Source organism: Streptomyces speibonae, from assembly GCF_984686075.1.
Genome location: NZ_OZ480260.1, coordinates 1,451,908 through 1,472,429, shown reverse-complemented (window position 1 = coordinate 1,472,429; position 20,522 = coordinate 1,451,908). Strand labels below are relative to the sequence as shown.

Here is a 20,522-nt window from a genome sequence, read left to right as displayed (position 1 = left end):
GGATGACGAACCCCTTCGAGGACGAGAATGCCCTCTACCTCGTGCTGAGGAACGCGGAAGGCCAGTTCTCGCTCTGGCCGACCTTCGTGGACGTGCCCGACGGATGGGAGACGGTCTTCGGGGAGGCCGCGCGGGCGGCGTGCCTCGATTTCATCGAGCGGACCTGGACGGACATGCGCCCCAAGAGCCTGGTGGACGCCATGAACGCGGGGTCCGGCACGTGAGGGCATGAGCGCATGAGGGCATGAGGGCATGAGGGCATGAGGGCATGAGCGCAGGGCGCTCCTGACCGGCACGAGGGGTGCGGACCGCACGGTCCGCACCCCTCGTGCGCCGCAACCGTCAGGACCGGCGCAGACGCAGTGTCACCAGCTCGAAGGGGCGCAGGCGCAGGGACACCGACGCTCCGTCCCGCTCGGGCGGGGCGGCGTCCGCCAGCGGGCGTTCCAGCAGGTCCGTCGCCACGGCGTCCGCCACCTCGAAGCCCGCCGTCAGCGTCACCCGGGTGCGCCCGCCGTGCGCCTCGTGGAAGCGGACCACGACGTCGCCGCTGCCGTCGTCGGCGAGCTTCAGCGCGGTGAGGACGACCTCCTCGCGGTCCACCGTGACCAGCGGGGCCACCTCGCCGCCCCCGGTCAGCGTCCGCTCCGGCACGTTGATCCGCCAGCCCTCGCGCACGGCGTCGCCGATCCCGGCGCCCGGGACGAGGGCGTGCCGGAAGCGGTGGACTCCCTGGTCCGTCTCGGGGTCGGGGAAACGCGGTGCCCGCAGCAGCGACACCCGGACCGTGGTGGTGGTGCCCCGGTCGCCGTCGGTGCGCACCGCCCGGGTCACATCGTGCCCGTACGTCGAGTCGTTGACGACGGCCACGCCCCAGCCCGGCTCGCCGACGTGCACGAACCGGTGGTTGCAGGCCTCGAACTTGGCCGCCTCCCAACTGGTGTTGGTGTGCGTGGGCCGGAAGAAGTGCCCGAACTGCGTCTCGGACGCGTACCGTTCGGCGTGCACGTCGAGCGGGAAGGCGAGCTTGAGGAACTTTTCCGTCTCGTGCCAGTCCACCTCGGTGTCCACGAGGAGGGTCCGTTCCCCCGGCGGCAGGGACAGCACCTGGGTGACGCGCGAGTCGCCGAAGGACCGTACGAGCCGCACCGACTGCCCGTCCTCGCCCGGGGCGAGCTCGTCGAGGCCGACGAGGTCGGTGACCGTGTTGCGGTAGAACTCGTCGACGTCCCAGGCGTCCCACATGTTGGGGAAGTCGGGGTGGATCTGGAGCAGGTTGGCGTCGCGGTCCGGGGCGATCGACTCCCGGTCGGCGGCGATGTCGTACGCGGACACCACGAGACCGCGGTCGTCGATCTCCACGCGGAGCACCCCGTTGTCGAGGACGTGCCCGCCCCCGTCGCGCGGGGTGATACGGGTGCTCCCGTCCACGGCCGGGGTGCCGGCGCCGCCCGCCGGCACCCCGTGGCGGGCGTGGGGCGCGGTGTTGAACAGCAGCGGCGTGGTGCCCTCGCCCGCGAGGGCCCGCTGGGCGGCGTCGATGACGGCGGTCAGTTCGGCGGCGACACGGTCGTAGGTGGCGCGGGCCTCACGGTGCACCCAGGCGATGGACGAGCCGGGCAGGATGTCGTGGAACTGGTGCAGCAGCACCGTCTTCCAGATGCGGTCCAGGTCCTCGTACGGGTAGGGGAACCCGGCGCGCACCGCGGCGGTGGCCGCCCACAACTCCGCCTCCCGCAGAAGGTGTTCGCTGCGGCGGTTGCCCTGCTTGGTCTTCGCCTGGCTGGTGAGCGTGGCCCGGTGGAGTTCCAGGTACAGCTCGCCCACCCAGACCGGCGGCTCGGGGTACTCCGCCTCGGCCTTGTCGAAGAACGCGCTCGGGGTCTCCCAGGTGACCCTGGCGGAGCCCTCGAGGTCGCGCATCCGGGCCGCCTTGGCGACCATCTCGCGGGTCGTGCCGCCGCCCCCGTCGCCCCAGCCGGTGGGGGCCAGGGAGTGCCGGGCGACCCCCTTGTCCTTGAAGTTGCGTGCCGCGTGCGCGATCTCGCTGCCGCGCATGGAGCAGTTGTAGGTGTCGACGGGCGGGAAGTGGGTGAAGATGCGGGTGCCGTCGATGCCCTCCCAGCGGAACGTGTGGTGGGGGAACTTGTTCGTCTGCGACCAGGAGATCTTCTGCGTCAGCAGCCGGGTCGAGCCGGCCGCGCGGATGATCTGGGGCAGCCCCGCGGCGAAGCCGAAGGTGTCGGGCAGCCACGCCTCGTCGTTCTCGATACCGAACTCGTCGAGGAAGAACCGCTTGCCGTGCACGAACTGCCGGGCCATCGCCTCCGAGCCCGGCATGTTGGTGTCCGACTCCACCCACATGCCGCCGGTGGGCACGAACCGTCCGTCGGCCACCGCCTTCTTCACCCGAGCCCACACCTCGGGCCGGTGGTCGCGGACCCACGCCCACTGCTGGGCCTGGGACATGGCGAACACGAAGTCGGGCTCGTCCTCCAGCAGGGCCGTCATGTTGGAGGTGGTGCGGGCGACCTTGCGGACCGTCTCGCGCAGCGGCCACAGCCACGCCGAGTCGATGTGCGCGTGCCCGACCGCGCTGATCCGGTGCGCGGAGGGCACGGCGGGCGCGGCGAGGACGTCCGTCAGACAGGCGCGGGCCGCCGCCGCGGTGCCGCCCACGTCCTGGAGGTCGACGGCGTCCAGGGCCCGCTCCACGGCCCGCAGGATGTCGTAGCGGCGGGCGGAGTCCGCCGGCAGCTCCGCCATCAGCTCGCCCAGCACCTCCAGGTCCAGCACGAGCTGCCACACGGTCTCGTCGAAGACGGCGAGGTCCATGCGGGTGAGGGTGTACTGGGGTTCGCTGCCCGCGGTCTCCTTGTCGCCGAGCCGGGTCGGCAGGAAGGGGTGGTAGTCGAGGATGACCGGGTTGGAGGCGGCCTCGACGTGCAGCCGGACCTCCTCGCCGCCGGCGGCGGGCGCGGCGATCCGGACCCACTGGTTGCGCGGGTTGAGGCCCTTCACGGGGGTGCCGTCGGGGCGGTACACCAGACCCTCGCACTGGAAGCCGGGCATGTTCTCGTCGAAGCCGAGGTCGAGGAGCGCCTCGACGGTGCGGCCCGCCCACTCCTCGGGGACGGTGCCGGTGACGCGGAACCAGCTGGTGCCCCAGGGGGCGCCCCAGCGGGCGCCCACCCGGATCGGCTCCGGCTCGGCGGAGAGCCCCTCCGCGACCGGGACGGGCTCGCCGGGGGCGTGCCACACCGCGACGTCCAGGGGCACGGACTCGGGGTACACGGCCGGGCGGATGCGCTCGTCGAGGACGCGCTTGAGGCGGCCCTCGACCAGGCTGCGGTCGTCATGCATCGGAAGGACTCTCCGTCGTTGTCGCGGGTGGTTACCAGGGATGACCCGGGTGATTACCAGGGGTGGCCGGCGATGGCGGGTGCCGACGAGGAGTACAGCTCCCCCACGGCGCGCAGTTCGAACCGTGCGGTGCGCTCGCCCTGCTCGGGCCGCTGGCCGCTCACGAAGAACGCGCGCTGGCAGGTGCCGCCGAGGAAGCGCCGGGTACCGTCGGGCAGCACCCGGTGCAGCTCGTGGTGGCGTACGGCGTCGGCGGGGGCGTCCCAGGCCAGCCGCAGGTCGCCGCCCGAGGCTCCGGTGACGCGGAAGCCGGTGGGCCGCGCGGGTGCCGTGGCCGCCGCTTCCCGGACGGCGAGGCCGCCCAGGCGCCACCGCAGGGTCCCGCCCGTGCCCCGCAGCCGTACCCCGATCGCGCGGATGCGGCCCGTGAGCCCGGTGAGGCGCACGGTGCTGGTGTGCCAGCGGGGGGACGTGGTGACGGGGAAGTACGTGTACGGGGGCGCCTCGCCCGGGGCGGAGGCGTCGTCGGTGGCGACGGCGAGGTCGATCCGCACGCGGCCCCGGCCGGTGCGGTGGGTCAGCTCGACGACGGTGTCCCCGGTGAGCGGGAGCCGGGTGGCGTACAGGTCGAGGACGGCGGGCGCGTCGAGCCGCCCGTCGACCAGGACGCTGCTGCCGCCGCGCCAGGCGTCCGCGAAGTCGAACGTCACCTCCGGGCGGCGGCCCTCGGTGCGCACCACCCAGCGCCGGGACGGCAGCCGGTCCTGGAGCCCGAGGTGGTTCCACTCGGTGTCCGAGGTGATCTCGCCGTCCTCGTACCAGCGCAGTCCGTGGCCGGTGTTGAAGACGCTGGCGAAGGGCACCTCCGTCACGGTCGAGCGGTCGGCGACGGAGACGGCCGGGGCGCGCCAGCGGTCGGTGCCGTCGGGGCGGGACGGGTCGAGGGAGCGGCCGGTCCAGAAGCGGTCGTCGGCGGCGTGGAAGTCGCCTGGGGCGCGGCGGTCGGCGGGCAGCTGGTGGCGGGTCCACTCGGGCCGGTAGAAGCCGAAGGAGGTGATGTGGGACCGGTCGGCGGGGACGATGGCGTCCCAGTTCACCGAGGTGTTCCAGCCGTTCGACTCGACGTTGACGCCGGCCAGCAGCTCGTAGCGGCTGCGGTCCAGGCGGTCGGCGAGGTCGCCGGAGGTGGCCAGCCGGGAGGGCGTCCAGCGGAAGTCGACGAACATGTCGTCGGCGGACTGGAAGAAGGGCTGGTTCTGGTTGTTGAGCGCCCCCTGCCAGCTCACCGATCCGTTGACGGTCATGGCGTCGTACCAGGTGACCCGCTGCCCCTTGGCGGCGGCGAGGGACTTCAGCTCGGTGAGGAAGCCCAGCATGGCCGCGCCCAGGGCGCCGTTGCCGCCCTCGGTCTCGGCGTTGACGAACCAGCCGTCGAAGCCGTACGCGTCGGCGACCGCGACCAGTCGCTCGGCCAGCGGGTAGCGCCCGGCGGAGTCCCGCTGGACCAGGTCGCGGGTCCACTGGAGCTGTCCGCCGTAGACGGTGGGCGGGAGGAAGATGTTGCCGAGGACGGGGACGCCGTGGCGGTGGGCGGCGTCGACGATCGGCGCGTTGGGGGCGAGGATCAGGCCCTCGGCGGAGGAGCCGCCCCAGAAGACCAGCTCGTCGATGTACGCCCAGTGGGTGAGCGCGTAGTAGTCGGCGGTGGCCGAGCCCTGGGAGGGGTTGGAGGCGGTCGGCGCGAACGACACCAGCGACTGGACGCGGGCCTGCCCGGCGCGGGCGGTGGAGTTGACGGGGGTGGGGGTGAAGCGCGCGGCCAGGGGCACGGTGGAGGCGTTGAAGGCGAGATCGGCGTCGGTGTCCGCGCTCCAGGACTTCAGGCTGCGCCAGGTGATGCCGGCACCGGGGCTGCCGGCGGGCAGGGAGTCGGGGTACCAGTACGAGGCGTACGGCGGTGCGGCGTCGGCGGCGGCACGGGGCGCCGCTGCCGCGGCGGCCGCCGCGGACGGCAGGGCGGGGGTGAGGGCGGCGGCCGTCCCGGCGAGCAGCACGGTGCGTCTGGTGGGTTTCACGAGCGGGTGCCTCCTTGGGGAGTGGGGAGTACCTGTCCGGGGGTGACGACCTCGGTGATGCCGCGGGCGGCGAGGTGATCCGCGTCGCCGGCGCGGGTGTCGAGGACGGTGGTGGGGCGGGCGCCGTCGGCGGTGAGCCGGAAGAAGGCGTCGAAGACGGGCCCGCCGGGCGCGCACCGGGAGCGGACGCCGGGGGCGGCGGGCACGACCAGGGCCGTGGTGCGCGGGGGCGGCGGCGCGGCCGTACGGGCCTCGCGGGCCGCGCGGGCGAACTCCAGGGCGCTGTCCTTGGGTTTGCGGTCGTTGGTCAGCAGGCCGAGCCCGTATTCGAGTTCGGGGAAGTCGGCGAGGTCGCGGGAGACGTCGTGCGAGCACCACCAGGTGACGCCCCACAGTCCGGGGCAGTCCAGGGCGTGCGCGACGGTCGCGGCGGTGAACTCGGCCGCGTCCTCCGGCGGGACCAGCGGGGCGGGGGCGCCGACCTCCTGGAGCCAGACCGGCCGGTGCGGGTCGCCGGCCCAGGCCTTGGCGAGCTCGACGAGGTAGGCGGCGTGGTGCTCGGAGGGCACGGAGGCGCGGCCGTGGCGCTGGGCGGTGCCGTTGAACACCCAGGAGTGCACGGCGGTGAGGGCGCCGTGGCCGGCGGCCTGGGCGGGGGTGAAGGGCTGGTCGTCCTGGTACCAGGTGGCGTCGTACTCGGCGTGCAGATGGAGGCGGCCGGGGGCGCCGTCCTCGCAGGCGGCGAGCATGCGGGTGAGCCAGGCGTCGATCTCGCCGGGGGTGGCGCGGTCGGGGTCGGGATGCGGGCCGGCCGAGAACTGGTTGACCTCGTTGCCGAGCGTCATGCCGAGGAAGTTGGGGCGTGTGGCGAGGGCGGCGGCCAGTGTGCGGAGGTAGTCCGCCTGGCCGTCGAGCACGTCGGGGTCGGTGAACAGATTGCGGCGGTGCCAGGTGCGGGTCCAGGCGGGCAGGAAGTCGAAGCTGCTCAGATGGCCCTGGAGGCCGTCCACGTTGACGTCGAGCCCGCGTTCGGCGGCGGCGTCGACGAGCTGGAGGAGGTGTTCGACGGCGCGGGGCCGGATCAGTGCGCGGTTGGGCTGGAAGTAGGGCCACAGCGGGAAGACCCGGATGTGGTCGGCGTCGAGCGCGGCGACCGAGTCGAGGTCGGCCTTCACGGAGTCGAGGTCGAAGTCGAGCCAGTGGTGGAACCATCCTTCGCTCGGGGTGTAGTTGACGCCGAAGCGCACGGCAGGAGACATGGAGATCCTGGTTCTGTCGTACGTACGTGGGGGAGGCGTTCAGCCCTTGACGGCGCCCTCGCCGACGCCGCGGAAGAAGTACCGCTGGAGGAAGGCGAAGAGGGCGATCAGCGGAGCCACGGCGATGATCGTGCCCGCGGCGACGAGACGTTCGTCGTTGGCGAAGGTGCCGTGCAGGTAGTTGAGGCCGATGGTCAGGGTGAACTTGTCGGGGTCGCTCAGCACGATGAGCGGCCAGAGGAAGTCGTCCCAGGCGCCCATGAAGGCGAAGATCGCGACGACGGCGAGGGTGCCCTTGACCGACGGCACCGCGATCCGCAGGAACCGCTGCCAGACGTTGGCGCCGTCGACGTAGGCGGCCTCCTCGATCTCGTAGGGCAGGTTGAGGAAGGCGTTGCGCATCAGCAGGACGTTCAGGGCGCTGACGCAGCCGGGCAGCAGGACGCCGAGCAGGGTGTTGTTCAGGCCCAGCTCCCGCATGGTGGTGAACTGGGCGATGATGATGCCCTCCACGGGCACCAGCATGGCCAGGACGAAGGCGAGCGTGGTGGCGCGCCGGCCCCGGTAGCGCAGCCGCGCCAGGGCGTAGCCGGCCAGGGCGGCGCCGACGCAGTTGGTGACGACGTTGGCGGCGGCGACCTTCAGCGAGTTGAGGGCGTAGTCCCACACCGGGATGGTCTCGGCGACCCGCTCGTAGTTGTGCAGGGTCGGGTCGGAGGGCAGGAACCGGGGCGGCGAGCTGAAGATGTCCTCGGTGGGGCCCTTCAGCGAGGTGGACAGCTGCCACAGGAACGGGCCGATGGTCAGCGCGAGCACGGCGAGCAGCAGCACGTAGCGCAGCAGGAGTTCCCAGACGCGGACGGGGCGGCCGTGCTCGTCGGTGACGCGGTGCCGGCGCCTCGCGGCCGGCGACGACGCGGCCGGGCGGTCCTGCCCGCGGGTCTTGCCGAGGGGCTTCCCGAGGCTCTTCTCGGCGAGGCTCATGACTCCTCCCGGCGGTCGGCGCGCAGCACGAGCAGCATCAGGGCGACGGTGACGACGAAGACGACGACCGAGATCGCGGAGGCGTAGCCCACCCGGCCGGTCAGCCCGGTGCCGGTGCGCTGCACGAGCATCACGAGCGTGGTGTCCTCACCGGCCGGTCCGCCGCTGGGCCCGGCCATCAGGTACACCTCCGAGAACACCTTGAAGGCGGCGACCGAGGACAGGGCGCCGACCAGGACCATGGTGGAGCGGACGGCGGGCACGGTGACGGTCAGGAAACGGCGCACCGCTCCCGCGCCGTCCACGGCGGCGGCCTCGTGCAGCTCGCGCGGGACGTTCCCCAGCGCGGCCAGATAGATGATCATGTAGTAGCCGAGGCCCTTCCACACCGTCACGGCCATCGCGCTGAGCAGCAGCAGCCACTGGTCGCTGAGGAAGCCGACGCGGCCGACACCGATGATCTCCAGCAGGGAGTTCACCAGTCCGCGCTCGTCGAGCAGCCACACCCAGATCAGACCGACGACGACGATCGAGGCGACGACAGGGGTGTAGAAGGCGGAGCGGAAGAAGGCGATGCCGGGGATGTTCTTCTGCACGAGCAGCGCCAGCAGCAGGGGCAGGATCACGAGCGCGGGGACGACCCCGAGGACGTAGAGCGTGCTGTTGCGCAGGCCGATCCAGAACATGTCGTCGTGGAGCAGCTCGCGGAAGTTGGCGAGCCCGACGAACTCGCCCTCGACCAGCGTGCGCCGGTCGGTGAAGGCGTTGACCAGTGTGGAGACGAACGGGTACAGGATGAACGCGCCGATGACCAGCAACCCGGGCGCGGCGAACAGCCACGGACTGGTGGGCAGTTGACGCCGCACCCGGGAGCCGGTCGGAGCGGTGGAGCTCGCCATGTCGGGTCAGCCCTGCTGCCGGAGGAGCTGGTTGCACTCGTTGACAGCGTTGTCCAGGGCTTCCTTCGGGCTCTCCTTGCCCTGGAGCGCCTTGGCGACCTGGTTGCGCAGCGCCGTCTTCATCTGCTCGCTGAACAGCACGGGCGTGTAGTTGACGGCGTCCTTCAGGGCCTTGGCGGAGGCGACCCGGACCCGGGTCTCGTCGGTGTCGTCCTCCTTGGTGAAGTACGGGTCGTCGAGCGAGCCGGCGGTGCTGGGGAAGATGGCGACCTTCTTGGCGAACGACATCTGGTGCTCGGCGTCGGTGACGTAGTGGGCGAAGGCGATCGCCGCGGGCTTCTTGCTGGTGTTGGCGTTGACCATCACACCCATCACGTACATGTTGACGTGCCCGGTGCTGGTGATCTGGTCGGTGATGCCGATGTTCTCGTACAGGTTCGGCGCCTGCTTCTTGAAGTTGCCGAGGTCGAAGGCGCTGCCGGGGTTCATGGCGACGGCCCCGGTGAGGAACTTCTTGCCCGTCGACTCGGGGGTGGCGGTCAGCGCCTGCCGGTCGAGTGCCCCCGCGTCGTACAACTCCTTGTACTTGGTGAGCATGTCGACGCCCTTGGCGTCGTTGAAGGTGAAGGCGTCGCCCTTCTCGTTCATCAGCTGGACGCCGTAGCGGCCGAAGTCCTCGATGGTGGGCACCTGGGCGAGGGTGGCGACCTCGCCGTCGCTCTGCTCGGCGAGCTCCAGCGCGGTGTCGAAGAGCTCGTCGTACGTCCGCGGCGGCTTCTCCGGGTCGAGCCCGGCCTTCTCGAAGAGGGACTTGTTGTAGAACAGCGGACCGGTGTTGAGGTACCAGGGGAAGGCGTACGTCCCCTCCATGCCCGGGATCTGATGGCTGGCCCAGGCGCCCTCCAGGTACTCCTCCCGGTACTTCGCGGCGTCCTTGTCGAGGTCGAGCGCGAGGCCCGCCTTGGCGAGCGGGGCGACCAGGTCCGGGGAGACGTTGACGACGTCCGGCAGGGTGCCGCCCGCGGCGTCGGCGCTGATCTTGTCGGCGTACCCCTCGGCGGGCTGGTCGACCCACTTCACCTCGGTCCCGGGGTACTCCTTCTCGAAGTCCGCGATCAGGTCCTCGAAGTAGTCCTTGTAGTTGGCGCGCAGGTTCCAGGTCTGGAAGGTGATCTCCCCCTCGACCTTGCCGGAGGCGTCGGAGGAGCCGCCGTCGCCGTCTCCGGAGCCGCAGGCGGCGAGCGGTACCAGGAGGGCTGCGACGGCAGCGGCGGTGAGGGTTCTGCGGGTTATGGGCACGGTGACACGTCTCCCTCGACGGCGTCGGCGGCTGAGATGCCAGCGACCATGCACGGGCCGTTCGGCAAAAGTCAATGGATTGGCTCAGCTAAAGACGTCACGCCTAGCATTAGTGCAGGTCAGAGGCAGTGCAAAGAAAAGCTTGCCACATACCACTAATGCGCTTTAGGCTTCGGTCACTCAAGCGCATTAGCTGCCTCGCTGAGGAAAGGGGCCACCATGCCCGCCAAGCGGTCCCCGGCGCGCCGGCCGACGATGAAGGACATCGCCCGGCGGGCAGGGGTCTCCGAGAGTGCGGTCTCCTTCGCCCTCAACGGCCGCCCCGGCGTCTCCGAGGTGACCCGCGACCGGGTGCGCCGGGTCGCCGAGCAGCTCGGCTGGCGGCCCAGCACGGCGGCGCGCCAGCTCTCGGGCGAGGGCACGGCCACGGTCGGCTTCGTGCTGGCCCGCCCCGCCGACACGCTGGGCGTGGACTCCTTCTTCCTCCAGCTCATCTCCGGCATCCAGGAAGTGCTGGCGGAGCGTCATCTGGGCCTGCTGTTTCAGGTGGTGGAGGACGTGGAGGCCGAGTGCGCGGTCTACCGCCGCTGGTGGGCGGAGCACCGGGTGGACGGCGTCCTCGTCGTCGACCCCCGCACCGACGACCCGCGGCCGGGCCTGTTGGACGAACTCGGCCTGCCCGCCGTGGTGATCGGCGGCACGCCCGACGCGCCCCACCCGGGCCTTTCGACGGTGTGGGCGGACGACGCGGGCGCGATGGCCGCGCTGGTGGCGGAGCTGTACGCGCTCGGCCACCGGCGGATCGCGCACATCGCAGGGCTGCCGGAGCTGGCCCACACCGAGCGCCGCGTCCGCGCGCTGCGCGCCGAGGCCGAGCGGCACGGGCTGACCGGCGTGGAGTCCGTGGCCACGGACTACTCGGACACGGAGAGCACGGCCGTCACCCGCCGGCTGCTCGGCGCCGCCGCCCCTCCCACGGCGCTGATCTACGACAACGACGTGATGGCCGTCGCCGGGGTCGCCGCCGCGAAGGAACTGGGCTTCGCGGTGCCCGGGGACGTCTCGGTGGTCGCCTGGGAGGACTCGGCGCTGTGCAGCATGGTCAAGCCGTGGCTGTCGGCCCTGTCCCGGGACAGCGTGGCCTTCGGCCGCACCGCGGCCGCCGAACTGACGGCCCTCCTGGACGGCGGTCCGGCCCGCACGGTACGCGTACCGGTACCGCGGCTGCTGGTCCGCGACAGCACGGGGGTGACGCGCGGCTGACTCAGAAGGGGGAGTTCTCCCGCTGGGTGAGCGCGTCGACCACCTTCGGACCCGTGCCGGTCCGGACGGAGGCCGGTCGTACCGGTGGTGCGCAGGGCCGTGCCCGCGACGGCGGTCGCAACGGAGGCGCCCGGCACCGCGAGCGGCTCGGGCCGGTCGCGTCCGGCCGTACCCCGGCTGCCCTCGGCGGCATCGCGGCGCGCCGGTGAGGAACGGGGATTCCCAGGACGCCGGAGCACCGTCGCCCTGCTCGGCGGAGCAGGGCGTGCCCGGTCGACGGGCTCACTCGTACCGCCCGCTGCCGGCTTCGAGCCCGGCCCGGCGAGCGGCCTCGACGTGGCGCGGGGCGAACTTCATCTCGAACGCCTCGGGCACGTCGTACGGAGACCGCCAGTGGTCCGGCACGAAGGTGTCACCGTCCTCGTGGCAGAGGTGGCACGCGGCGCACCACTCGGTCAGCCAGCCGTGGGCCGCCGCGCGGACTCCGTCGAAAGTGCCGTCCAAGTCCAGCGGGTCGTCCACGCGGTACCAGCGGTGGAGATCCCTGGCACCGCATCGCGGGCAGGGGGCCGAGAGGTCGGCCGCGGCCGGCTCCGCGTCGAAGGCGGCCCGCCAGGCGTCCAGGAGCTCGGGCCCGACGAGCCTCCAGTCACCCGGGCCGGGAAGGGCGCGCTCATCGGCCTCGAACAGACCCAGTCGACCGGCTTCGACAGCGCCGAGCATTCTGCATGCGCCCGTCGTCAGGTCGACGCGGACAGGGCCGATGCCGATGGTCATCCGGGAGGGGTCGCCGGTCTCCAGGTAGCCCCGGTTCTGGTAGCCGAAGTACGCGGCGCCGTCGACGACGGCCGCTTCCCCGTCGATCGGGATCAGGTCCACCTGGGAGGTGCGCGGATCCTCGTCCACGAACGTCCGGGCCAACTCCGCTGCTCGTTCGAGGCTGATCATGTGTCGGTCCTCAGGGTTCCGTAGTTCCGGTGGACGGCTCCGCGCCGCCCGGCGCGTGATGCCCTATAACGTTCCAGGTTCCGGGGGGAGCCCTTTCCTGTGAACGTGGACGCGGCCGGACTTCCCGGGGCAGTTCCGGCAGTCGTACCAGAAGCTGCTCCGTCGACAGAGGGGGAAATGTGCGACCGACCACCATGAAGCGGACCGTCGTCAGCGTCGTCACCGCGGCGGGCATCGCCGCCGGTACGCTCGCGGGCGCGACCGTCAGCTCCGCGGCACCCGCGACGACCGTGCGGCAGGCGGAGCCGGCCGGTGAGTTCAGCACGCTCGCCGTGTACAACTTCGGCCTCAGCAGCAACCAGGCCAAGGGCGTCCAGCGCTGCCTCGCGGCGGAGTACGACTACAACGGCGCGATCGACGGACTGCTCGGCACCAACAGCTGGAAGGCGCTCCAGCGGGCCCTCGCCAGGTACTGGGACTACAACGACTCGATCGACGGCATCCCCGGGCCCAACACGATCAAGGCGTTGCAGCGCCTGCTGAAGAGCGCCTACGGCTACACCGGCCCGATCGACGGAATTGCCGGAGACGGCACCCGGGCAGCGTTCAAGCGGTTCGCCAACAAGGCCGTCGAGCTCTGCTGACCCCAGCACCGCTGCGAGCCGGCCCACCCGGGCCGTCAGCGGACGAGGTGGCTCTCGATGTGCTCGGTGACCGCTGACACGGCCCGTCGGCAGGCGGTGCTCGAGCGGCGGACCCGGGACAGCGGCATGCCGCCCCGGAGGCCGCGCACGACGGTGGCCGGCAGGGCGGTGGCGAGCGCGTCGGGGTCGGCGCGCTCGCTCGGCTCGCCCCGTTCCCGCATGCGGGCGAGCCCCGCCCTGTCGCGACCTTCCCGCGGTCGAAGGCCGCGACCGGGCCCGCCCGCGCCGAGTCACCGCCGCCGGTGAGTTCGCTCGCGCGCGAGCCGGCCTCACGGCCTCGCACGCACCCACTCGGCGCCCCGACCAGGGCGCCGCCCCGCCGGTCTCACCGGCGCGATGCGCGGACGCCGTTGCCGCGGCCTTCGGCTGACGGGTTCACGGGCGTGGAGTCCGGTGCCAGGTGCGTGTGGGGGCGAGGGCGTCGTACTCGGCACTGCTGAATCCGCTCAGCCCTGGCCACCTCCCGCGCAGTTCGGATGCGCGGTGCTTCCAGACCAGCCTCTCCAGCGAGTCCCGCCGGCCGAACCAGGACGCCAGCAGCAGAAGGAGGTGGAGCCCCGCGGTGACCCCGAAGACGGCCGTCACGAAGGTGACCCCGTCGGTCGCCGGATGCGCTTCGAGTACGGCATGCTGACCCGGCTCGTCCAGGCCGTCGACGATGATGCCCACCAGGAACGGGCCCACCACGTGGGCGATCACCAGGAGCACCCAGGAGAGCGGCAGCCAGGCCCTCTTCAGGACCCCTCGCCGGCCGGCGCCGACCAGCCCGAGCGCGTTGCGTGTCGCCCGGCCCGCGAACAGCGCGAACACCACCAGGGTGAGGACGAGGATCAGCCGCACGGGTCGCGGCACGTGAACGCCGTCGAACGGCAGCCCCGCGTACAGCACGGCCTCGATGACCAGGCATGCCAGCAACGGCAGCGGGCCCCGCGGGACGACGTGGCGCCAGGCGCACCGGTCGCACAGGAAACCGGACTCCGTGCCGAGGATCTCGAACGTCGTGACGGTGTCCTTGTAGGGATCGTTCACCATGTTCGACATCGACCGCGGCACACCGACCCGGAACGCGTACTGCCGCCCGTACCGGCCTTCACCGCACCGCACGCACAGGGGGTCGGACACGTCGGTCACGGAGAGGCTCCTTCGGCGGTCTGCGGCGACAGCCCAAGACTGCCGTGAACCATGCCGCAGCCGGCCGGGTTTCACCGAACCTCCCCGCAACGGGCGGCGGGCGGGCGATCACGGTGGCGGTCATGGGGTCTTCCTCAGGAGTCGACCGGCGTGGGGACGGCGATCAGGCTGATCGCGCCGAGGCGGGCGCGATGGCGGTGGAAGACACGGCGCATGTGCAGCACGCGGCGCAGGGCGGCCCGGTCCCGCAAGGCCCGGCCGGCGATGCGCAGGGCGGGCAGCAGACCTTCGTCGTCGATGAGCCGGCGCGGTTCGAGCAGCGCCATCGGTGCTGTCGCGCGGGAGGCGACGGTGAAGCCCTCGCCGGCGAGGAGTCCGTCCCAGCCGGTGGGTGTCAGGGGGCGGGCACCGACGTGGATGGAGTCCCCGAGGTCGGCGGTGATCCGGTCGGCCAGGGCCGGGTCGAGGCCGTCGGGCAGCAGGCACAGTTCGTGGATGGCGTACCGGCCGGTGGAGTCGTCGAGGAGCCGGCGTGCTTCCCGTACGACGCGCCGCTTGGCCGTTTCCGGCTGCATCGTCAGCATCGCCTCGCCGTACACGACCGTGGCGCCGCCGTCCGGCAGCCCGGTGTCCGCGGCGTCCGAGCGCACGGCACGCACGACGGTCGGGCCCGGGGCGGCCAGGGCGCTGAGCGCGGCCACCGCGGCGGGGTCCCGGTCGACGGCGGTGTAGGCGGCCGGGTGACGGGTGAGGGTCAGCCGGGCCGTGGCCCCGAGGCCGGCGGCCAGTTCCACCACCCGGTCCCGCGGGTCCACGTCCAGCGCGTCCAGCATCCACCGGGTCAGCTCCACGCCGCCGGGGCGCAGCACCCGCTTGCCCAGGCGGGCCAGCAGCCAGTGGCCGGGCATGCGCGCGGCGTCCAGCCCGTCGCCGGGGAGCGGAATGCTCGTCCGCGGGGCCGGTGGGTCCGTCGGTGCCATGCTCGTACCTCGCTCTCCGCCTGCGCAGATGTCACTTAGGTGAACCTAACTCCGCGAGGTGGCCGGGTGCGGGGGGCCGAACGTCCCGACCGCGGGGCCGGTCGGCCCGCCGGGGGCGCCGGGGGAGTGGGCTCCCTGTGATCCGCGCCGTCCGGTCAGGCCTCCTGAAACAGGCCCGTGCTGAGGTAGCGCTCCCCGGTGTCGGGCAGGACGACGACGAACAGGGCGCCCTCGTGCCGGGGGAGGCGGGCAAGGGCGGTGGCCGCGTGGAGGGCGGCTCCGCCGGAGACTCCGGCGAGGATGCCCTCGGTGCGGGCCAGGCGGCGGGCCTGTGTCCTGGCCTCGGTCAGGGAGACGCGGCAGACGGTGTCGTAGGCGTCGGTGTCGAGGACGTCGGGGACGAAGCCGGCGCCGAGGCCCTGGATACGGTGCGGGCCGGGGGAGCCGCCGGACAGGACGGCCGACTCCGCCGGTTCGACGGCCACCACGGTGATGCCGGGGTTCTTCTCCCTGAGGACCTGTCCTACGCCGGTCACGGTGCCGCCGGTGCCGACACCGGCCACCAGGACGTCGACCTGTCCGGCGGTGTCCTGCCAGATCTCCTGCGCGGTGGTACGGCGGTGGACGTCGGGGTTGGCCGGGTTGCGGAACTGCTGCGGCATGAACCAGCCGTGCCGCTCGGCCAGTTCGGTGGCCCGGGCGACGGCGCCGGTCATGCCCTCGGCGGCCGGGGTGAGAATCAGTTCGGCGCCGTAGGCGCGCAGCAGAGCGCGCCGCTCGGTGCTCATGCTCTCCGGCATGGTGAAGGTGACCGGGTAGCCCCGGGCCGCCGCCACCATCGCCAGGCCGATGCCGGTGTTGCCGCTGGTGGGCTCGATGAGGCGGGTGCCGGGCCGGAGCGCGCCGGAGGCCTGGGCCTCCTCGATCATCGCGAGAGCGATGCGGTCCTTGACGCTGCCGCCCGGGTTGGCGGACTCCAGCTTGACGGCCAGACGCACGGGCAGGTCCGCGCCGTAGCGGTGCAGCGCCACCAGAGGGGTGCGGCCTATCAGCGCCGTGATCGAGGGCGCGATCGAGGGGCGTATCGCCGTCATGCCGGTCGTTCCTTTTCGTCTGCGGGGGTGAGGATCCTGCCGTCGGCCGCCGTTGCCGGCCCGGGAGGGCGGGCGACGGGCGCCGCCTGTGGGGCGTGGACGCGGGAGCGGGCGGGGACGTCGCGCAGGACGAGGGCGTGCGCGCCGATGACCGTGTCGTGGCCGACGTGGACCGGGCCGAGCACGGTGGCGCCGACTCCGAGGACGACCCGGTCGCCGACGGTGGGGTGCCGCCTGGCGCCCGCCGTGTCGGACCACCAGCCCGTGCCGCCCAGGGTGACGCGGTGGTACAGCATCACATCGTCGCCCAGGACGGCGGTCTCGCCGATGACCACGCCCATGCCGTGGTCGATGAAGCAGCGCCGGCCGATGACCGCGCCCGGGTGGATCTCGATGCCGGTCAGGGCGCGGGCGAGCTGGGACAGCAGCCGGGGCAGCAGCGGCACACCGAGGTGGTGCAGCCGATGGGTGACCCGGTGGGTCCAGACCGCCCAGAGCCCGGGATACAGCAGCGCCTCGATCACGTGGACACCGTGCAGGGCGGGGTCCTTGCGGCAGGCCGTCCGGAGATCCTCGAAGATCATGCGCGTCTCTCTGTGGGCCGGTCGCGGCAGGGAACCGGTGGGCGTGGGGCCACGGCCACGGGCACACCGGGCTCGACACGGAGCCGGCATCCTCCGCGCCGGGAACCTCCCGAAGCCGCCGTACCGGCGCCGCTGTCCATGGCAGTGCACGCTACGGGCCGCTCCCCGGGCGGCGCCCGGTCCGAAGCGCCTGGTGTGAGGGGGCCGTACGGCCCGGACCGATGGGGCCGGGGGGCCCATGCCCGAGGACCGCACGCCCCGCGCCCCGGCCCGCACGACGGGTAAGGCTTGCCTCACCTTGCTGGTGGTCCATCGCCGGGCCGATGTACCCGGCGCGATGGGGGGAGAGGCATATGAGCCGCACCGATGGGGCGTTCGAGGCGTCCGAGAAGACGGACGGCCGGGGGACCACCGTCGTCGACACGCCGCCGCGCCCGTTGGCGGACCTGGCTCCCGGCGCCCGCGCCCGGGTGATCCGGATCGTCACCGACGGGGAGCCCGCCGTCGTCCGGCGGCTGCACGACCTCGGATTCAGCCCCGGCACGGTCGTGGAGGTGGTGCGCCGGGCGCCTCTGCGAGACCCCGTCCTCTACCGGGTCAGGGACTACGAGGTGTGCCTGCGCCGGGCGCAGGCGCGGTGCGTGCTGGTCGGCGAGGCGCAGCGGTGAGCGCGGGCTGCCATGACGCCGCCGGCGCCGGCGCGACCCCGCCCGAGGCGCCGAGGATCGCCCTGGTGGGCGCCCCCAACTCGGGCAAGACCAGCGTCTTCAACGCCCTCACGGGCCTGCGGGCCAAGACCGGCAACTATCCCGGCGTGACCGTCTCCCGCTCCGTCGGGACAGCCGTAACGGGCCGCCACCGCCACCTGGTCGAGGATCTGCCGGGCACCTACAGCCTGGAGCCGGTCAGCCCCGACGAGCAGATCACCGTCGATGTGCTGGACGGCCGGCGGGAAGGCACCGGCCGGCCCGACGCGCTGCTGCTGGTCGTGGACGCCACCACCCTGCGGCGCTCACTGGCGTTCGTCGCCCAGGTCCTGGCCCGCGGACTGCCGGCCTGTGTGGTGGTGACCTTCACCGACGAACTGGCCCGCCGCCGGGGCCGACTGGACATCGACGCGTTCGCGCAGGCACTCGGCGTGCCGGTGCTGCCCGTGGTCGGCCACCGGAAGCTGGGTGTCGCGCGGCTGCGCGAGCGGCTCGCCACCTGGCACACATGGCCCGCCCCGGTCGTGGCGCCGCCCGCCGAGGCGGGGGAGGAGCGGGACGCCTGGGCGGAATCGGTGCTGGCCTTCGCCGGCTACCGGCCCCCGGAGCGTCACCGGACCACCCGGCGCGTGGACGGGATCCTGCTGCATCCGGTGTGGGGAACGGCGGTGTTCTTCGCGGTGATGGTGCTGTTCTTCCAGACCGTCTTCACCCTGGCCGCCCCGCTCCAGGGCCGGGTGGAGACGCTGTTCGCGTGGCTGTCAGACCGGGTGGACGCCCATGTCGGCCATCCGTGGCTGTCCGGGCTGCTGGGGGACGCCCTGATCGGCGGGGTCGGCGGCGTGCTGGTGTTCGTCCCGCAGATCATGCTGCTGTTTCTGCTCCTGGCCCTGCTGGAGGGGGTCGGGTACCTGGCGCGGGCGGCCTTCCTGATGGACAGGGTCATGGCCCGCTTCGGCCTGGAGGGACGCGCCTTCGTGGCCCTGCTGTCGTCCTTCGCCTGCGCGGTTCCCGGCATCATGGCCACCCGCACCCTCCCCTCGGCCAAGGACCGTCTGGCCACGATGATGGCCGCCCCGCTGATGACCTGCTCGGCCCGGCTGCCGGTCTACGTGCTGCTCATCGGCCTGCTGGTCGACCCGGCCGCGAAGGCGGGCCCGTTCCGCGCACAGGGTCTGGTCATGTTCGGCCTGTATCTGCTGGGCGCCGTCTCGGCGATGCTCGCCGCCTGGGCGTTCAAGAAGCTCGGCGACCGCCGCGGCCGGCCGGTGCCGTTCTTCATGGAGCTGCCGCCCTACCGGCTGCCCGCCCCGCGCGCGGTGCTGGTGGCGATGTGGTCCTCCGCGCGCGCCTTCCTGCGCAAGTGCTCGACCGTCATCGTCGCGACCAGCACCGTGCTGTGGCTGCTGCTGAACCTGCCGCCGCACACGGACGCGCACCTGCGTGCGGCAGGCGTCGACAGCACCGACCCCGTCGCCGTGTCCGCCTACACCGTCGACCACAGTTACGCCGCCGGCCTCGGCCGGCTGGTCGCGCCGGTCTTCGACCCGCTCGGCTTCGACTGGCGCGTCAACGTCGGTGTGCTGTCGGCCCAGGGCGCCCGGGAGACCTTCGTCGCCACCCTCGGCCAGGTGGCCGCCGCGGAGGATCCCGAACGGCCGGAACAGGCGCTGGCGGCCATGACGTACCCCGACGGACCCCATGCCGGGGAGGCGGTGTTCACCGCGCCCACCGTCGCCGCACTGCTGGTCTACTTCGTGTACGCGTTGCAGTGCATGGCCACGGTGGCGGTCCTGCGCCGGGAGACCGGCACCTGGCGATGGCCGGCGATCGCCTTCGGCTATCTGACGGTCCTGGCCTGGCTGATGGCGTATCTGGCGCGGACGGTCACCGTCCTGCTGGGCGGGTGAACCGCCGTGACGGCGATCCCTGTGCACCCTCAGCGGGTTCCCGGCCGGCCCGACCGGCTGCGCTGGATCATCCCCGCCGGAATCCTCACCGGCACCGGCCCGCTCGCCGAGGTGCCCGCACCGCTGGCCGCCCTGCTGGCCGACGGCACCCTTGCCCGGATCACGGCGGAACGCGCGGCCGTCGTCACCTGCCTCGGCCCGGACCGCACCTGGGCCGAGGAAGGCGCCCGGGTGCGCAGCGCGCTGCACGCCGCCCTCGGCCGACCCGCCGGATGGATCCCGGTCACCGCCACCGACCACTCCGACGACACGCTGCTCCACGACGTGGCACGCGAGGTACTCGCCGGAGAGGTGGGCGACTTCGCCCGGTCCCACGGCGGCGTCATCGACCTCGTCGACGTGCGCGACGGCGTCGTCACCGTCCGCCTCGGCGGCGCCTGCCGCGGCTGCCCCGCCTCCTGGATCACGCTCCACCAACGCCTGGAACGCCATCTGCGGCGACGCCATCCCGGTCTGCGGGAGGTCCGCAACACCGCCTCCCGGTGAGCCCGTTCCGCCGGCCGCGCGAGAAGGCCGTTCGGCCCGCCTCCCGGGCCGTGCAGCCCCTCTGCCCGTGGGTGACGACGCGGGACAGTGAGGGAGCAACGAAAGTCGTCCGCATTCTGCGCGTCGCACTCCCTCGAAGGGGATGAGCACCATGGCAGTGCACGACCACTCCCACCGGCAACCGAGACTCCGCCTCCCGTCCCTGCACAGGGCGGGGACGGCTCCCGCCTCCGACGAGGCGACCATGACCGCGACGGCGGCCGGTGCCCACGCGCTGGCCGGGCTGCGGCTGCTGACCGGGTTCGTCTTCCTGTGGGCCTTCCTCGACAAGACGTTCGGCTTCGGCTACGCCACGCCGTCCGGCAAGGGCTGGATCGACGGCGGCTCGCCGACGAGGGGCTTCCTCAGCGGCGTGACGGTCGGCCCGATGGAGTCCACCTTCCACGACTGGGCGGGAGCCGCCTGGGCCGACTGGCTGTTCATGCTCGGCCTGCTCGGCATCGGTCTCGCCCTGACCGCGGGCATCGGCCTCAGGCTCGCCGCGGTCGCGGGCACCGTCATGATGGCGCTGATGTGGATCGCGGAATGGCCGCCGGCCAAGCACCTGTCGGACGGTGCGCCGAGCATGTCGACGAACCCGTTCGCCGACTACCACCTGGTCTACGCCGTGGTCCTCGTCGCTCTCGCCGCCGCGGGCGCCGGCGCCACCTGGGGGCTGGGCAGGGCCTGGGCACGGCTGCCCTTCGTGAACCGCAACCGCTGGCTGCTGTGAGCGC

Annotated in this window: 20 protein-coding genes; 8 read left to right on the top strand and 12 right to left on the bottom strand. The window is 72.7% G+C overall.

The features are described 5' to 3' along the window. Positions 1-2 precede the first annotated feature (2 nt). Complete coding sequence (locus AC5L3C_RS06540) at positions 3-224, top strand: MbtH family protein (protein ID WP_493647530.1); 222 nt, start codon at positions 3-5, stop codon at positions 222-224. A gap of 118 nt (positions 225-342) precedes the next feature. Here AC5L3C_RS06540 and AC5L3C_RS06535 read toward each other — a convergent pair whose 3' ends face one another. Genes AC5L3C_RS06535 through AC5L3C_RS06510 form a run of 6 tightly spaced genes read right to left on the bottom strand, consistent with a single transcriptional unit; the run spans position 343 to position 9,879 of the window. Then, positions 343-3,363, bottom strand: a complete 3,021-nt coding sequence (locus AC5L3C_RS06535; protein ID WP_493647528.1) for an alpha-mannosidase — start codon at positions 3,361-3,363, stop codon at positions 343-345. 53 nt (positions 3,364-3,416) lie between these two features. Further along, positions 3,417-5,438: an endo-beta-N-acetylglucosaminidase gene (locus tag AC5L3C_RS06530; protein ID WP_493647526.1), complete on the bottom strand. Its 2,022-nt coding sequence runs from the start codon at positions 5,436-5,438 to the stop codon at positions 3,417-3,419. Continuing rightward, positions 5,435-6,697 (bottom strand): glycoside hydrolase 5 family protein, encoded by a 1,263-nt coding sequence (locus AC5L3C_RS06525; RefSeq protein ID WP_493647524.1) that lies wholly within the window; start codon positions 6,695-6,697, stop codon positions 5,435-5,437. Before AC5L3C_RS06525 ends, AC5L3C_RS06530 begins: the two co-directional genes overlap by 4 nt. Positions 6,698-6,736: 39 nt before the next feature. Further along, positions 6,737-7,681 carry a carbohydrate ABC transporter permease gene (locus AC5L3C_RS06520; RefSeq protein ID WP_493647523.1) on the bottom strand — a complete coding sequence of 315 codons (945 nt, stop codon included), beginning with the start codon at positions 7,679-7,681 and terminating at the stop codon, positions 6,737-6,739. Continuing rightward, entirely contained in the window at positions 7,678-8,580 is a 903-nt protein-coding gene (locus AC5L3C_RS06515; protein ID WP_493647521.1) for a carbohydrate ABC transporter permease, read from the bottom strand. Before AC5L3C_RS06515 ends, AC5L3C_RS06520 begins: the two co-directional genes overlap by 4 nt. Before the next feature lie 6 nt (positions 8,581-8,586). Continuing rightward, positions 8,587-9,879: an ABC transporter substrate-binding protein gene (locus AC5L3C_RS06510; protein ID WP_125503207.1), complete on the bottom strand. Its 1,293-nt coding sequence runs from the start codon at positions 9,877-9,879 to the stop codon at positions 8,587-8,589. Between the two features lie 219 nt (positions 9,880-10,098). On the opposite strand from AC5L3C_RS06510, the gene AC5L3C_RS06505 reads away from it, so the two are divergent. After that, positions 10,099-11,142, top strand: coding sequence for a LacI family DNA-binding transcriptional regulator (locus tag AC5L3C_RS06505; RefSeq protein ID WP_125503205.1), 1,044 nt, complete (start codon positions 10,099-10,101; stop codon positions 11,140-11,142). Positions 11,143-11,168: 26 nt separating this feature from the next. Then, entirely contained in the window at positions 11,169-11,351 is a 183-nt protein-coding gene (locus tag AC5L3C_RS06500; RefSeq protein ID WP_125503203.1) for a hypothetical protein, read from the top strand. A 73-nt stretch (positions 11,352-11,424) separates the two neighbouring features. Here the strand turns inward: AC5L3C_RS06500 and AC5L3C_RS06495 are convergent, their stop codons facing one another. Further along, positions 11,425-12,090: a hypothetical protein gene (locus AC5L3C_RS06495; protein ID WP_125503201.1), complete on the bottom strand. Its 666-nt coding sequence runs from the start codon at positions 12,088-12,090 to the stop codon at positions 11,425-11,427. Between the two features lie 194 nt (positions 12,091-12,284). Here AC5L3C_RS06495 and AC5L3C_RS06490 point away from each other — a divergent pair, with 194 nt between their 5' ends. After that, on the top strand, positions 12,285-12,734 hold the full coding sequence (locus tag AC5L3C_RS06490) for a peptidoglycan-binding domain-containing protein (RefSeq protein ID WP_125509968.1): 450 nt from the start codon (positions 12,285-12,287) through the stop codon (positions 12,732-12,734). Between the two features lie 35 nt (positions 12,735-12,769). Here AC5L3C_RS06490 and AC5L3C_RS06485 read toward each other — a convergent pair whose 3' ends face one another. The 5 genes from AC5L3C_RS06485 to epsC form a co-directional block, all read right to left on the bottom strand. Further along, positions 12,770-12,955, bottom strand: coding sequence for a hypothetical protein (locus AC5L3C_RS06485; RefSeq protein WP_185930948.1), 186 nt, complete (start codon positions 12,953-12,955; stop codon positions 12,770-12,772). Between the two features lie 214 nt (positions 12,956-13,169). Continuing rightward, positions 13,170-13,925 (bottom strand): hypothetical protein, encoded by a 756-nt coding sequence (locus AC5L3C_RS06480; protein WP_493647519.1) that lies wholly within the window; start codon positions 13,923-13,925, stop codon positions 13,170-13,172. Positions 13,926-14,059: 134 nt separating this feature from the next. Beyond that, positions 14,060-14,905 carry a class I SAM-dependent methyltransferase gene (locus AC5L3C_RS06475; protein ID WP_493647518.1) on the bottom strand — a complete coding sequence of 282 codons (846 nt, stop codon included), beginning with the start codon at positions 14,903-14,905 and terminating at the stop codon, positions 14,060-14,062. A 155-nt stretch (positions 14,906-15,060) separates the two neighbouring features. After that, the gene (gene cysK / locus AC5L3C_RS06470) at positions 15,061-15,999 is read right to left on the bottom strand and encodes a cysteine synthase A (protein WP_125503196.1); all 939 of its coding nucleotides are present in this window, start codon (positions 15,997-15,999) and stop codon (positions 15,061-15,063) included. Then, positions 15,996-16,583: a serine O-acetyltransferase EpsC gene (epsC, locus tag AC5L3C_RS06465; RefSeq protein ID WP_493647515.1), complete on the bottom strand. Its 588-nt coding sequence runs from the start codon at positions 16,581-16,583 to the stop codon at positions 15,996-15,998. Before epsC ends, cysK begins: the two co-directional genes overlap by 4 nt. A 353-nt stretch (positions 16,584-16,936) precedes the next feature. Between epsC and AC5L3C_RS06460 the strand changes: the two genes are divergently transcribed. From AC5L3C_RS06460 to AC5L3C_RS06445, 4 genes are all read left to right on the top strand, one after another. After that, a complete protein-coding gene (locus AC5L3C_RS06460; RefSeq protein ID WP_125503192.1) occupies positions 16,937-17,251 on the top strand; it encodes a FeoA family protein in 315 nt (104 codons plus the stop codon). Continuing rightward, the gene (gene feoB / locus AC5L3C_RS06455) at positions 17,248-19,200 is read left to right on the top strand and encodes a ferrous iron transporter B (RefSeq protein WP_493647513.1); all 1,953 of its coding nucleotides are present in this window, start codon (positions 17,248-17,250) and stop codon (positions 19,198-19,200) included. Before AC5L3C_RS06460 ends, feoB begins: the two co-directional genes overlap by 4 nt. Positions 19,201-19,206: 6 nt before the next feature. Continuing rightward, positions 19,207-19,746, top strand: coding sequence for a NifU family protein (locus AC5L3C_RS06450; RefSeq protein WP_185930949.1), 540 nt, complete (start codon positions 19,207-19,209; stop codon positions 19,744-19,746). 151 nt (positions 19,747-19,897) lie between these two features. Then, positions 19,898-20,518: a DoxX family membrane protein gene (locus AC5L3C_RS06445; RefSeq protein ID WP_125503187.1), complete on the top strand. Its 621-nt coding sequence runs from the start codon at positions 19,898-19,900 to the stop codon at positions 20,516-20,518. Positions 20,519-20,522: the final 4 nt, after the last annotated feature.

Coding starts and splice junctions, on each gene's coding strand:
- AC5L3C_RS06485 (WP_185930948.1), bottom strand. CDS start 12,955: ATGCGGGAACGGGGCGAGCCGAGCGAGCGCGCCGACCCCGACGCGCTC.
- AC5L3C_RS06535 (WP_493647528.1), bottom strand. CDS start 3,363: ATGCATGACGACCGCAGCCTGGTCGAGGGCCGCCTCAAGCGCGTCCTC.
- epsC (WP_493647515.1), bottom strand. CDS start 16,583: ATGATCTTCGAGGATCTCCGGACGGCCTGCCGCAAGGACCCCGCCCTG.
- AC5L3C_RS06515 (WP_493647521.1), bottom strand. CDS start 8,580: ATGGCGAGCTCCACCGCTCCGACCGGCTCCCGGGTGCGGCGTCAACTG.
- AC5L3C_RS06490 (WP_125509968.1), top strand. CDS start 12,285: ATGAAGCGGACCGTCGTCAGCGTCGTCACCGCGGCGGGCATCGCCGCC.
- AC5L3C_RS06495 (WP_125503201.1), bottom strand. CDS start 12,090: ATGATCAGCCTCGAACGAGCAGCGGAGTTGGCCCGGACGTTCGTGGAC.
- AC5L3C_RS06525 (WP_493647524.1), bottom strand. CDS start 6,697: ATGTCTCCTGCCGTGCGCTTCGGCGTCAACTACACCCCGAGCGAAGGA.
- AC5L3C_RS06540 (WP_493647530.1), top strand. CDS start 3: ATGACGAACCCCTTCGAGGACGAGAATGCCCTCTACCTCGTGCTGAGG.
- cysK (WP_125503196.1), bottom strand. CDS start 15,999: ATGACGGCGATACGCCCCTCGATCGCGCCCTCGATCACGGCGCTGATA.
- AC5L3C_RS06505 (WP_125503205.1), top strand. CDS start 10,099: ATGCCCGCCAAGCGGTCCCCGGCGCGCCGGCCGACGATGAAGGACATC.
- AC5L3C_RS06520 (WP_493647523.1), bottom strand. CDS start 7,681: ATGAGCCTCGCCGAGAAGAGCCTCGGGAAGCCCCTCGGCAAGACCCGC.
- AC5L3C_RS06475 (WP_493647518.1), bottom strand. CDS start 14,905: ATGGCACCGACGGACCCACCGGCCCCGCGGACGAGCATTCCGCTCCCC.
- AC5L3C_RS06460 (WP_125503192.1), top strand. CDS start 16,937: ATGAGCCGCACCGATGGGGCGTTCGAGGCGTCCGAGAAGACGGACGGC.
- AC5L3C_RS06445 (WP_125503187.1), top strand. CDS start 19,898: ATGGCAGTGCACGACCACTCCCACCGGCAACCGAGACTCCGCCTCCCG.